Source organism: Bradyrhizobium sp. B117 (genome assembly GCF_038969555.1).
GTDB lineage: Bacteria > Pseudomonadota > Alphaproteobacteria > Rhizobiales > Xanthobacteraceae > Bradyrhizobium.
The window spans coordinates 7,384,586-7,397,255 of sequence record NZ_CP152414.1; the positions used below are offsets into that span (position 1 = coordinate 7,384,586).

The following is a 12,670-nucleotide window of genomic DNA, read 5'->3' on the forward strand; positions in this document are numbered from 1 at the left end:
AGGTCGAGGTGGCGCCGGTGCGGGTTCCCCCGAACGTCAGCTTTGCGCCAGAAGCAGTCGCTTCGAAGGTCTGAGGCGTCTCTATCTTCCTCGCTGCGCAATCCTGCTTTGGTCAACAATTCGGTCGCTCGGACTGCGGGAGCGAATCGCGAAGCTTGTCGTTTCGTCACGCCTCTGCAAGGTGGCGCGCGATCAACTGAACTGCGAATTTGAGGAAATCGCGTTGGTCGAGGGCGGCGGGATCTTCGGCGACGCTTGCCAACAAAGCTTCTCCTGACATCGCGGCATGCATGTGGGCCGCGCTCAGGATAGCGATGGCGTATTGCGTGTCGGAAATCCGCGGTGCGCGCCGCCTCGCCTTCCGCGCTGCTTGGATCCGCGCTCGATGAACTCGCTCGACCAGCGACTTGAGCATGCCTGATCCCTTTGGCCGCCAGCCAGCGAGACTAAGCCAGAGGGCGAGTCTCGCGGCCCGTTCGTCGGCATAGGCGCGCTGAAAGAGCCGCCCTAGGGCAGCGACGTCGATTTGATCGGGCGCCCAGCTTTCGATGGTCGCTTCAATGTCATCTACCAGCCGGCGCCCTATGCGCCGCAGGAGCGCGTCCATCAGCGCTTCGCGGGTGCCGAAGTGGTAGTGGATAGCCGCGTCCGTAATGCCCAGATCTGCGGCGATGCGCTGGATGCGCACGCCTTCGGGGCCCTCGTCGTGCAGTCGCCGCTCCGCGGCATCCAGGATCGCGAATTTCGCCGCTTGTGGTGTTCGACGTTGTCGCATGGCCATTGACATACCTGCGTTCGTGGGTCTTACTTAGGATACCCTAAGTAAGGGGCTGTCGGTGAACGATTGGCATCCCGAGGCGCTGGCGACAATAGCCGATCGGCTCGGTATTGCCTTTACCGACCTCGCGCCGCCGCGCTCAACGCGTTTCCGCACGCATGGCGGACCCACTATCCACGTCCTCGATTGGGGCGGCCAAGGACCTCCGGCGGTGCTGCTGCACGGCGGCGCGCTGACCGCCCGCACCTGGGATTATGTCGCCGTTGCCCTGCGGTCTGATTTCCGGCTCTTGGCACTCGACATGCGTGGCCACGGCGCCAGCGATTGGGCCGACGACTATTCAATCGAAAGCTGTGCGACGGACCTCGTGGCAGTTATCGACGGCCTCGGGATCGAACGCGCGCGCATCGTTGGCATGTCGTTGGGAGGAATGGTGGCCTGCGAGTTCGCGCTGCGCCACCCGGACCGGACCGAAAGTCTCGCGATGGTCGATGTGACCTCACGACCGGTGTTTGCTGCAACGGCGCGGATGCGCACCTTCATGACGGACTTTCGTGGCGCAGCGACAGTGAATGAAGTGGTCGAGATGGCGCTTGCAGTCAGTCCCAGGAGCAATCCAGAGCGCCTCCACTATCGAATGCGCACCCTTCTGAAGCGTGGCGACGATGGGCGCCTCGTATGGAAAAGCGACCGCCGTCGTCCGGCGGACTATCGCATGATCCTTAGCCATCTCGCAGGCTTCGAGGCTCGCATCCCGGACATGGCCGCGCCTTTCCTGCTGGCCAGGGGTGGTGAAAGCCTCATCGTCTCCAAGGATGCCGCCCATGACTTCACCGCGCGCTTTCCTGACGGGCGGTGGATCAACATCAAGGGCGCGGGCCACAACGTCCAGGAAGACAATCCGCGCGATCTGGCCGACGCGCTGAGAGCCTTCTGGGGCGGACGTCTGCGGAGTATGACGCAGAAAGGCATTCAATGAAGACTTGCCAGGTCTTTGCCGCATATGATCGCGACGCGACTACGCAACATGGCTGGGCCTACTGCCCTATGTGCGGCTCCGGCCTGGTCCGACCACAAGGGGAGAACCGGAAAGGACATGTGAAAACCCGGCCTGTGCTTTCGTGCTGTACTGAAATCCAAACGCCGATCATCGCCGTTCTCATCGTCGACGGCGACCGGTTTTTGTTGTGCAGGCGGAAGCGAGAGACGTTCGAGGGGGCAAGTGGTGCCTGCCGTTACATCGAATTTCACGAGGATTATCTGACGGCAGGCAGGCGCGAGGTGAAAGAGGAGACCGGCCTTGAGGTAGAGATTACTGCCCTGCTCAGTGTCGCTTCCAACTTCCTTCGCCCGGACATCCACACGCTGGCAGTTGCCGTGCTCGCCAAGCCGGTGGGCGGAGCAGCCTGTCCCGGCGACGACGTCGACGAATTGGGATGGTTTTCCCTTGGAGACAAATTGCCGAGCTTTGCATTCTCAGCCGATCGTCACATGGTGGAGCGCTACTTTGCGACGCGCCTGTCGGGCGCGCCCGTCGATCTCGCCTACGCCCGGCAGGTGTGAATTGGACGTGGCTCGAATTCGCCGGACACACGAAGCCGGTTAATTCTCAACGGCGCTTGAGAATTTCTATTTCCAAACGCGGTAAGAATTTTGACCGCAACAGAGTTTGTTCATCCAACGAACTCCGCAACTTAACTGCTGGCTGGGGAGGGATCGAACCTCCGAATGGCGGAATCAAAACCTGCTTGATTATTCAATGATTTCATCGCGCATTTGGAAAAAATGGTCAAAATGCGCTTCAGTAATTTCAATAGCTTGGCTGCCATTTCCAAATGAAAACGCTCTGAAGCTTGAAAGCGATCGACTGAGCAGCTCAGCTAAGTTGAAACTCGCTTGGCCGTGGGCTGGCGATATCACGCATGCAACCGTTTACGCGTAGGCACCCTGAAATCCTGACCGAGCTAATTAAGAGACAGCCCCGGGGTCGTGTCCCCAGTGATGGTGTAGCTCGGTAGAGCGAAGCCGTCCGCGCGCGCGCCCTCAGATAGCGCCGTAGCGGGCGGACGGCTTTGCGGTGGTCACCGGCAGTTCGCCGGTAGGGTCGGGTTGCTGACACCAACCTGATTCGAGGAACCACCGATGACCGACGAGATGATGAACCTTCGCGCGCTCGTGGAGAAGGCCCCAGACGCCGATCTGCTTCGCGAGATGATTGGCTTTGCCGCCCAGCGATTGATGGAGCTGGAGGTCGCCGGGCTGACCGGAGCGGCCTACGGCGAGAAGAATGCCGAGCGCCTTGCCCAGCGTAACGGCTACCGTGACCGGACCTGGGAGACGCGCGCCGGCGCGGTCGAGCTGCGCATTCCCAAGCTGCGCAAAGGAAGCTACTTCCCGGGCTTCCTGGAGCCGCGTCGGATGGCCGAAAAGGCGCTCACCGCGGTGGTGCAGGAAGCCTATGTGCAGGGCGTCTCGACCCGATCCGTCGATGATCTGGTCCAGGCTATGGGCATGACTGGCATCTCCAAGAGCCAGGTGAGCCGACTGTGTGCCGAGATCGACGACAAGGTGAAGGCCTTCCTCGCCCGACCGATCGAGGGTGACTGGCCGTATCTGTGGATCGACGCCACCTACGTGAAGGTCCGCCAGAATGGCCGGATTGTCTCGGTCGCGGTGATCATCGCGGTCGGCGTCAACAGCGACGGCCGGCGTGAAGTTCTCGGCATGGACATCGGTCCCTCGGAGGCCGAGACGTTCTGGACCGCGTTCTTGCGCAAGCTCGCTCGGCGCGGGCTTCGTGGCGTCAAGCTCGTGATCTCCGATGCGCATGAGGGCATCAAGGCCGCCGTCAGCAAGGTGCTCAACACCGCCTGGCAACGCTGCCGCGTCCACTTCATGCGCAACGTCCTGGCCCATGCCGGCAAGAGCGGAAGACGCGTCGTCTCCGCCTTCATCGCCACCGCCTTTGCCCAGGACGATGCCGAAGCGGCCAGGGCTCAGTGGCGCAAGGTCGCCGACCAGCTCCGTCCCAAACTGCCAAAGCTCGCCGCCTTCATGGATGAGGCCGAGCCAGACGTGCTCGCCTATATGAGCTTCCCGCCTCAGCACCGTGCCAAGCTGCATTCGACCAATCCGATCGAGCGCCTCAACGGCGAGATCAAGCGGCGGACCGAGGTGGTTGGCATCTTCCCAAATGAAGACGCCATCGTTCGCCTGGTCGGCGCGATCCTGCTCGAGCAGAACGACGAGTGGGCGGTTCAGCGGGCCCGCTACATGACGCTGGAAACCATCGCGCCGTTGAGCGATGATCCCATCGTCGGCTTGCCCGCCGTGGCAGGCTGATGCCTTCCGACCCGCCGGAAAATCGGCGGTGACCTGCCGTCAGCTACACCACGCCATGGGACACGATCCAGCCCCGGCCTGAGAAAAATCAATGACTTACGGATCGCATCACTGGACTTAACCGGCCGAAGCTGGGCATTCGTCGCACGATCATGGTGTTGCACTGCCTGATATCCGAACCCGCGCTACTTGGACTTTACCGGGTCAACTGGGACGACCAAACCATCGGTCGATAGGTTCAAATCGAGGAGGCGCAGCCTCCGATACCGACATCCGCTTCAAATATTGGTTCGACGAAAGTACCCCATTTTCCCGGCGCAACTGTGAGACAGAACGGAGTGATGACCGCTCTCAAGGCCTCCCGTTGATACGCTTTTCAAGCTGCAACGTTCGCTCGACCAAATCATCCAATTCAAAAAGACTGCGAGTCGAGGAACGCAATGGACCCATTGTTGGGGTCAGCAGCCAGACGGTGGATCTCGCTCAAATGATGTTTGAGCCAGGTCCTGGTACAAGCGCGTCAGCGAGCCGGACACAGCGAACGAATCCTTAGAAAGCGATGCTTCGGCGAACGCACGTAGAGATGTTTTCGCATCTGGTTCATTAGCTAAGTGACAGTGCGTCATTGACGCGCATTCGCTTAGGCATGGCGGACCAAGACGTTTAGTTCGTTTCGACCCTAAGCTGACTTCCTCTCTTGGCCTCGCACGGTCCGCTTCCGGGGGCTGAGCGGAAAGCCATCGTGGACACGCCGAGGGCAGCCTTTGACCCCAAGCGGACATCGTTGCGTCGCGAGAGCCGCACTGCGCGGGGACAGTCGTGCCACCAATGGTGCAGCAGTCAAGGCCATTCAAGCTGTGCCACGCGCGGCTGCCGCCTGTCGCGCCGCTTTCTCTTGTGCGAGAGTTGATTCCAGCCGCGAGATGTTTTCCTGGAGGCGCTGGTTGTTTTCCAGGAGACGCTGGCTGATCAGGACGAGGATATAGTAGCCGAATTGCTGATCACTTTGAAAATAGATTTCAAGTAACCTTTCATAAGTTATGGTCAGGACTTGGCCGTCTTCTATGCACTCGATCGTTCCGGTTCGTCGGTTATTGGGCGTAAGGAAGCCAAGTTCTCCCATGAAACACCCCGGCGGAAGCTCGACGCCGATTTCTTTGACGAGAAACTTCCCGGTGACGGTGAGGAACATTTCCGTAGCGGGATCACCCTTCCTGAATAGTCTGTCGCCCCGGCGATATCTACGTTCGGTCATGAATGGTTTGAGCCATTCCATCGACCTGTCACCCTGCGTCGCGTTACGTGCCTTCTTAACGAGCTTGAGCAGTTGACGGAGGCGAACGGCATTGACTGGCAACAGCAGCAGATAAAGCAGAAAGGTGGCGACACTTCCGGAAAGCGCGCCAGAAATTGTGAAGAATGTACAGCCAACCATATTCGCGACCCGCAGCGGCACCATTCTCTGCATCAGCAAGGTAGCGACAAGGAAGATGGCGCCAACCAAGGCGAACATGTTGGCGAGCGTGATATTGGCCAACACAATTTCAAACAGCCGATTAAACAGTGCGTCGTAGGTGATGTTGTTGGGATCAAGTCCCATTTGAACGAGAATCTTTGCGATCCTGAGATTATCCGCGGCCGCATCAAGGATGCGGTTTAGAATTGTCGAAAGATCTGCACTGGAATTCATCGGATCACCCCTATGCAAACAGTCGGTTATGTCGGAACTCGCGGATACCCGACAATCGAAGTCTGACAAGCACAAGCGGTATTGGATCAATTTTACCCGGCGCTGTTGTTTTCGGCAATCGCAGGCGCGTGGCCAGTAGCGTACTCGCGCTCACATCGGAAATGGCTCCCGCTCGCTTCGACCCGCGATGCATGAGTCCGCTCCTGGCCTTAACCGCCTGAATGTCGGCTTTCCGACCGCGAGCGGACTATAGGCAAATGGAGCCACCACGCCCGCTTGTGACTCACAAGAGACATCGGAGCGAAACCAACCGACGGCACCTTGTAGAACGGCTTACGCCGATGCTTTCGCGTCCGGTCGCCTTGCAACGAGGATGGTGCCGATGCATTGCAAGGCGATTTCGTTTCTTTGATTACATAATCGGATTTGATTGCGCACGATACCGCGATCAGGTTTCGATTTTGATTCCAGCTTCTCCAGGATAGTCGCTTCGAGACTAAGTTCATCTCCTGGGCGTACCGGGTTCGGCAACCTCAGCTCATCCCAGCCCATTCCGGCGAGGACATGGAGAGGCCGAGGCTGGAGCTTGGGCGTGAGCGAGATGAAGACTGCAAACGTGTGGGCGCTCGATGCGGTCAATCCACCAAAAATCGAACGTGCTGCTGCCTCCTCATCGATGTGGCGCGGTATCGGATCGTATTGCTTGGCGAACTGAATAATCTCTTCCTTCGAGACCAAATAAGGACCCGCCTTTCTGGCGGTACCAATTTCGGCATCTTCGAAATATATACGGGTCATTGGTCAATCCTTTGCGAGCGGACAAACTACAGGGATGGCAAACGCCACTATAGTTCGGTGATCGCGGAACCGTTGACTTGGCTCAACGGGCGGACAATCGCCCGGGCCGACCATCCTGACATGGCCGAGTCCGAGAAACTGAGCGACGTGAAAGAGCCAAAGCCATCCCGGCAGGAGGACGCGTGGCGGATCATCGAGGAATACGCCGCCAGCCTCCGAGAGATCATCAAGCAGCTCCACCGTCCCGGTGGTCGAATGAGGACATCAGATGGTGGACGTCCGCGTTTTGGGTCCATCGAAAAGCTTTCTTCAGGAATCGCTTGTGGGGGATCCGCACCCGCGCACACAACAAGGCGGCGATGACGTCATGTTCGATCTCTCCAAAAGGGTACGGCACGCCGTCACGTCGGATGACGTCGGGGACGCTTCGCGGCTATGGACCCGTCCTAAAGTGCGCCCAGGAAGCACTGCCATTTCAAAAGTTTGACGCAGAATGCGCTGTACGACTGCGAGCACATGGTATTCAATCCGTGGAACTGTCTGCCTGGGCACGGGCCGCTCGGCAGCGTCAACTGGATGCGGCTCGCCGTCTATCTTGCCTCGCGGCAGGTACGGCGGAAAGTGAACTTGGTGGGTCATGAGCAGCGAGCCGAAGCCCGATCGTTTGGGCGGACTTCAGCGGACACAGGGGCCGCCGAACGTCGAGAATGAGGCTCCGCATGCCGAACGCCGCCAGCTCACCGTGACATTTATCGATATCGTCGGTTCGACACCCCTGAGCGAGCGGATCGATCCCGAGGAGTTCTTCGCGATTATCAGAACTTACCGCGATATCTGCGACGAGCAGATTCGCCGCTACGGCGGTCATATCGCCAGAATGATTGGTGACGGGTTGCTCGCATTCTTTGGCGTCCCGCAAGCCCATGAAAATGATCCTGAGCGCGCGGTCCGCGCCTCTCTGGCGATTGCCGCGGCGATCAAGGAACACAAGTTCTTGCTGTCGGACGGCAGCTTCGTTCGCCTGGGCGTGCGCATCGGGGTCAACACCGGGGTCGTCGTCGTCGGCAGCGTGCCCGGCGAGCCTCCCGATCGACGGGAAGTGTTCGGCAGTACGGCGCATGTCGCTGCCCGCCTCCAAGGACTCGCGAGTGAGAACGGTATCGTAGTCGGCTCGAGCACTTACGATCTGACCCGCAGAACCTTCAGCTATGCGCCGCTTGGCCGACAAGCTCTCAAGGGCGTGGAGGAGCCGGTCGAGGCTTGGCGTGCAGAGGCGCTTGGGTCAAACGAAAGCAGGTTCGACCGCGCGCGGAGGTCGCCTCTTGCCCCGATGATAAACCGAACCAGCGAAAGTGCGTTGCTTGCCGAGATGTGGCAGCAGACTCTCGCCGGCTCGGGGCAAGTTGGCGTCATTTCCGGCGAGCCCGGCATCGGCAAGTCACGTTTGATCCGCCAGTTCCGCAGTTCGCTCGGTGCGTCTCCGCGTGATGTTCTATCGCTGCAATGTTCACCGTTCCACATCAACACGCCGCTTGCCCCGGAAATCGAGCGCCTCATGCGCGCGACCGGCATCCACGAGACCGACAACGCGGAACTCGCGCTGGCAAAACTGCAATCGCTGTTGGCGAGCACCGTCACCGATCTCAAGCACGCGCTTCGTTACTACGGGGCGGTGCTATCGATCCCCGCATGCGCGGGATACGAGCCCGCGGATTTCGGATCTCCCCTGGAGCGCGAGCGTGCGTTTCAGGTGTTCGTCGACGCTCTTGTCGCCGCCTCGCGCAAGCAGCCGATCCTCGGGATCGTCGAGGACGTCCAGTGGATGGACCCGACCACCATCGAACTGCTGGTACGCGTGATGGCTCGCTGTCCTGGCGAGCGGATCATGGTCCTGATCACGCATCGCGATGATTACAAGGCCGACTGGTTGTCAAGCACGGCAATTAGACGGGTCCCCCTCCGGAAGCTGGCAGCGCATGAATGCGAGCAGATGGTCGCAGCCGTCGCGGGCAGCGATTTCGTGCCGCGCCAGATTACCAGCCAGATCGTGGAAAGGACCGACGGCGTGCCACTCTTTGTCGAGGAGTTCACGCGGGCCGTCGTCGATGCCGGTGCGGTCCCGCCGGCCGCCGAAAGCCCTGTGCCGAAGTTGCCGGAACCCCTGGTGCCGTCAAGTATTCACGATTCCCTGATGGAGCGCCTTGATCGTCTCGGTCCTGCCAAGCGCGTCGCCCAGATCGCCTCCGTTTTCGGAAGGCGTTTCGATTATGAAGGCATTTTCAACGTGTTTCCGGATAAGAGCCAAACGCTGCCACAGGCGTTGCGAGCTCTCGAGAGAGCGGGGATCGTGTATCGCAGCAAGGAACCTCAAGGCGAGGTCTTCACGTTCAAACATGCGATGATACAGGAAGTCGCCTACTCCTCGTTGCTCATGGAGGAAAGGCGTGAACTCCATGCGCGCGTGGCATCGTGGCTGCTCCAGGAAGCCTCCATCGAAGAAAGCGGCCAGCCGGCGGTATTAGGCTATCATTATGCGCGCGCAGGCAGCATTCCGGAGGCGATCGAGGCCTGGCTCCAGGCTGGCAAATCCGCGCTGCGCAGATCTGCCACCAAGGAAGCCGTGGCTCACCTTCGCGAAGGCCTCTCGCTGATATCCAAGATGCCGGCGTCGCCACGCCGCTTCGAGGCTGAAATCGGACTGCAATCCAATCTGGCGATGGCGTACACGGCCAACGCCGGATGGTCCGACCCGAACGTCTATGGCCCCTACAGTCGTGCACTCGAGCTTTGCGCGAGCCATGGCACCATTCGCGAGAAGGCGACGGTGCTGTGGGGAAGTACCATAGCCAAGCTGGTCAACTGCGAGCTCACCAAGGGCCTCGAACACGCGGAAAATTTCGTCCGGCGGGCAGAAGAGTGGCGCAACGAAGAGGCCGCCCTCATGGCCTACACCGCCGCCGTGATCGCCAATTTCTTCCTCGGTCGTTTGCAGCAGGCGAGTGAGCTCGCAGCTCTGGTCAGCGCTCGCTACAATCCGCGCGAGCACGGCAAGCTGGTCCAGATCTATCAGCATGATCCATTAATTGTATCGCTCGTCTATTCCGGACACATTGAATGGCTGTTGGGCCGGCCCGGCCGGGCCAGAGAGTGCTGCGTGACGGCGCGGCAGCTTGCGAACGAGATCGGACATCCGTTCATGGTCGCTTTTGCCTCCATTCTCGGCGTCGCCGATCACTGGTACGAGGGTGACCTTGCGGAGAACCTTGCCAGCGTGAAGCGTGGTCTGAAGGTCGCTGACGAGTATGGCTATCCGATGTACCGGGTCATCGGTCCATTGTGGGCAACCGCAGCGTTGGCGGCACGAGGCCCCGCGCCGGACGTGCTCGAGCAGCTATGCGGCCTGCTTGATAAGCTGCCCGCCGAGAACCGGTGCATCCAGATGCCGCTCTATCGAATTCTGCTTGCCACGGAATTCGGACGGATCGGGCAGATGGGCAGGGCTCGAAACTTCGCTGCCTCGGCTGAGGCCCTGGTGAAGCAAACCGGCGAGCGCTGGGCTGCTCCCGAGATTTACCGGATCCACGGCTCGCTGCTCTGTCGCGATCCATCGCGGGACGACCGGGCCGCCATGCGCTTGTTCAAGCGCTCGCTTGCCTCTGCCAGGAAGCTCGGGGCGGTCGGTTGGGAATTGCGCACGGCGATCAGCATCGCGCGCCTGGTCAGCGCAGGCGAGAGCGCATCCGGACGCACCGAGGCACGAGACCTGCTAATATCGACCCGGACGAAATTCGCATCCGCGGAAACTTCCCGCGATCTGCGCGAGGCTGACGATCTGGTGAGAGTGTTGAACTAGTGTTGGCGCCTGAGATCGGACCGTTGGAGCCGGTGACGCGCAGAGCCCGGAGGCCAAGATTCAGCCAATCGCAGGACATAGCCTCGAACTTGGCGCTAGAGACGTCAGCCATGATGGCCTCCTCAATTAGTGAGGCGGGCCATTTTGGAGCCGGTAAACTCCTGAATGTAGGTCGGCTCTTGGACCGTTTGAGACTTAGTTTGGATGGGATCAACCGACCAAGCGACACTTTTGACCAAAGGCGACCTTGACGGTTTGCGCCGTCAAGCGCCACCTCAGGCGTCATGTTTGCCAATCAATCAGGCATTGGTCCCGCCATCGACCGTCAAATTTGCTCCAGTGATGTATGACGAGTCGTCGCTGGCTACGAATGCCACGAGCGCAGCTACTTCTTCTACCTCACCGTAGCGATTGAGGGCCGTGACCGCCCTCTGCGGGGTGGCCCCTCATGCTGGTTGCTTACTCGACGATTCCGGACGTGCGCGCCAACCGACCGCAATGAGCCACTCCTCATAGTCGTGCTCGAACCGTTCACGGTCGGCCGGCACTGGCTGCGGTTTTGCGCGCGCAAGTACTTGGGCGAGAGGTTCGAGACCAACCGCGCGGCGTCGTTCGTCCACTCCCTCTGCATCCTTGATCGCGTGTGGCCGCATGTTGCCGTGCTCATCGGGCTCGAGCTGTGTGCCGTAGAGCTGCGGCCTACCTTCGAATACACGGATCCTGTCGTCTAGCATGGCCGGCTGCCAGGCCGGGACCAGGTGCTCGCGCGCGGCCATAGCAAGGAACTCAAGGCACGAGCGCTGGAATTGCGGGAGCGCGATGGCATGCTGAGCGATCAGCCAGGCTGCCTCCGCGGCTCGTTCGCCGACGAGGCGCTCCGTCGGCCATCCGATCTGGGCCATGATCTCCCGGAGCCGCAGCGCATTCTTTTCGTGAACTGCGGCCATACGTGGATCATAGCCCTCGTACAGCGCCCCCGACGCCGCCAGCTCATCACTGACTTTACGGTCGTATGACGTTGATGACATTGCTCGCCGACGGGGTGAGAGGAAGTGCGCGGAATTGCGCGGTGGGTGCCGTCGGCGAAGCGGCGTTGCGTCCGTGGGATGAATTATGACTCTGGAGTAGTGAGCGAATAATTACTTGCGATAGTCCGGTCCTGTTGAACCTATCGGATGAGAAAACCCGCAGCCGTCCCCATTCTCATTCGGCTGTGCATGATACCCACGCCTTCCGTTTCTGCGCTGCACGATGCCCGGCAATGCAATGCAACGACTCTACTCCCCGCGTTGCACCTTTGGGCTTTTGCCCCCAAGATCGGCCAGCATCGGTATGAAGTCACCGCTTTTCCGAATTAAGCGCCAATGTGCAGGAACGCGCCTCAAAGGATCGCATTGTTTCCATGCTCTACTTTTGAGGTCGACGATGCGTACTCTTTGCAGAATAGCCGCGATTGCAGCCGTACCAGCGTGGATGTGCACTTATGCAAACTCTGCCGCTGCACAAGACTTCAATGAAAGGTGGTCTATCATTCCAAAGGCACATGCCGAGCCCGCTCCTGAGCCGCCGGAGCAGACCAACCAGAGTCCACAGAAACAACCTCGTATCGAACAGGAGCCGACGCGCAAATCGGGAGATCCTTCAGCTCCTCAATCTCTCAATCGAGTGTTTTCCGGGAAAGCTTCCTACTACTCTTATTCGAAACGGAAAACAGCGAGCGGCGCCACGTTCGATAGGAATTCGTTTACTGCTGCTCATCGCAACCTGCCATTCGGCACGCTCGTTCGCGTCACGGACCTTAAGAGCAGCAAATCGGTGGTCGTCCGCATCACCGATCGCGGACCATGGGTCCCCAGTCGTGTCATCGACCTCTCACTTGGCGCAGCTCGCAGCTTGGGAATCACCGATCGTGGCATCGCCCAAGTTCGCGGTGTGGTGCTTTAGCTGGCGACCGATCAAGGCAGATCTATAAACTGCCTGTTCCCATGATACTTGCGCAGCTCCGCGCAGAGCTCCTCGAAGCGAGCATCGCGGTCGGCGCTCCCCCCATTGATGGGCCACCCGGGTGCAATTTTTCTGATGACAGCTCACACTGTTTCCCTGTCACCCGAGTTTGCCGCTCCGCCAGCGAGCTGCGCTTCCAAGTTTATAGGTGAATGGCGGCATTCCGGAGGGAATAAGGAGACGCTCACGCTGACTGCAGGCGATC

9 protein-coding genes and 1 pseudogene are annotated in these 12,670 nt (G+C 59.9%); 5 read left to right on the forward strand and 5 right to left on the reverse strand.

The window, feature by feature from the left end:
• Positions 1–166 precede the first annotated feature (166 nt).
• The gene (locus tag AAFG16_RS35705) at positions 167–787 is read right to left on the reverse strand and encodes a helix-turn-helix domain-containing protein (RefSeq protein ID WP_342732867.1); all 621 of its coding nucleotides are present in this window, start codon (positions 785–787) and stop codon (positions 167–169) included.
• A gap of 49 nt (positions 788–836) precedes the next feature.
• Here AAFG16_RS35705 and AAFG16_RS35710 point away from each other — a divergent pair, with 49 nt between their 5' ends.
• The 3 genes from AAFG16_RS35710 (at position 837) to AAFG16_RS35720 (ending at position 4,120) form a co-directional block, all read left to right on the forward strand.
• Complete coding sequence (locus tag AAFG16_RS35710) at positions 837–1,757, forward strand: alpha/beta hydrolase (protein WP_342732869.1); 921 nt, start codon at positions 837–839, stop codon at positions 1,755–1,757.
• 119 nt (positions 1,758–1,876) lie between these two features.
• Entirely contained in the window at positions 1,877–2,341 is a 465-nt protein-coding gene (locus AAFG16_RS35715) for an NUDIX domain-containing protein (RefSeq protein WP_342732871.1), read from the forward strand.
• Between the two features lie 579 nt (positions 2,342–2,920).
• Positions 2,921–4,120, forward strand: coding sequence for an IS256 family transposase (locus AAFG16_RS35720; protein WP_342732874.1), 1,200 nt, complete (start codon positions 2,921–2,923; stop codon positions 4,118–4,120).
• 850 nt (positions 4,121–4,970) lie between these two features.
• Here the strand turns inward: AAFG16_RS35720 and AAFG16_RS35725 are convergent.
• Both AAFG16_RS35725 and AAFG16_RS35730 read right to left on the reverse strand, forming a co-directional pair.
• Positions 4,971–5,810 carry a cyclic nucleotide-binding domain-containing protein gene (locus AAFG16_RS35725; protein WP_342732877.1) on the reverse strand — a complete coding sequence of 280 codons (840 nt, stop codon included), beginning with the start codon at positions 5,808–5,810 and terminating at the stop codon, positions 4,971–4,973.
• A 333-nt stretch (positions 5,811–6,143) separates the two neighbouring features.
• Positions 6,144–6,608: a MaoC/PaaZ C-terminal domain-containing protein gene (locus AAFG16_RS35730; RefSeq protein ID WP_283081117.1), complete on the reverse strand. Its 465-nt coding sequence runs from the start codon at positions 6,606–6,608 to the stop codon at positions 6,144–6,146.
• A 637-nt stretch (positions 6,609–7,245) separates the two neighbouring features.
• Between AAFG16_RS35730 and AAFG16_RS35735 the strand changes: the two genes are divergently transcribed.
• Complete coding sequence (locus tag AAFG16_RS35735) at positions 7,246–10,461, forward strand: adenylate/guanylate cyclase domain-containing protein (RefSeq protein WP_342732879.1); 3,216 nt, start codon at positions 7,246–7,248, stop codon at positions 10,459–10,461.
• Between the two features lie 299 nt (positions 10,462–10,760).
• Here AAFG16_RS35735 and AAFG16_RS35740 read toward each other — a convergent pair.
• Together AAFG16_RS35740 and AAFG16_RS35745 are read right to left on the reverse strand one after the other, a co-directional pair.
• A pseudogene (locus tag AAFG16_RS35740) lies at positions 10,761–10,895 on the reverse strand (SDR family oxidoreductase); the annotation flags it as partial.
• A 12-nt stretch (positions 10,896–10,907) separates the two neighbouring features.
• The gene (locus AAFG16_RS35745; protein WP_342732881.1) at positions 10,908–11,489 is read right to left on the reverse strand and encodes a DUF6624 domain-containing protein; all 582 of its coding nucleotides are present in this window, start codon (positions 11,487–11,489) and stop codon (positions 10,908–10,910) included.
• A 397-nt stretch (positions 11,490–11,886) separates the two neighbouring features.
• Here AAFG16_RS35745 and AAFG16_RS35750 point away from each other — a divergent pair, with 397 nt between their 5' ends.
• Positions 11,887–12,405 (forward strand): septal ring lytic transglycosylase RlpA family protein, encoded by a 519-nt coding sequence (locus AAFG16_RS35750; protein ID WP_342732883.1) that lies wholly within the window; start codon positions 11,887–11,889, stop codon positions 12,403–12,405.
• The last annotated feature ends 265 nt before the right edge of the window (positions 12,406–12,670 follow it).

Excerpts from the sequence above, each read along its gene's own strand:
- AAFG16_RS35730 (WP_283081117.1), bottom strand. The coding sequence starts at position 6,608 with ATGACCCGTATATATTTCGAAGATGCCGAAATTGGTACCGCCAGAAAG.
- AAFG16_RS35720 (WP_342732874.1), top strand. The coding sequence starts at position 2,921 with ATGACCGACGAGATGATGAACCTTCGCGCGCTCGTGGAGAAGGCCCCA.
- AAFG16_RS35725 (WP_342732877.1), bottom strand. The coding sequence starts at position 5,810 with ATGAATTCCAGTGCAGATCTTTCGACAATTCTAAACCGCATCCTTGAT.
- AAFG16_RS35735 (WP_342732879.1), top strand. The coding sequence starts at position 7,246 with ATGAGCAGCGAGCCGAAGCCCGATCGTTTGGGCGGACTTCAGCGGACA.
- AAFG16_RS35705 (WP_342732867.1), bottom strand. The coding sequence starts at position 787 with ATGTCAATGGCCATGCGACAACGTCGAACACCACAAGCGGCGAAATTC.
- AAFG16_RS35745 (WP_342732881.1), bottom strand. The coding sequence starts at position 11,489 with ATGTCATCAACGTCATACGACCGTAAAGTCAGTGATGAGCTGGCGGCG.
- AAFG16_RS35750 (WP_342732883.1), top strand. The coding sequence starts at position 11,887 with ATGCGTACTCTTTGCAGAATAGCCGCGATTGCAGCCGTACCAGCGTGG.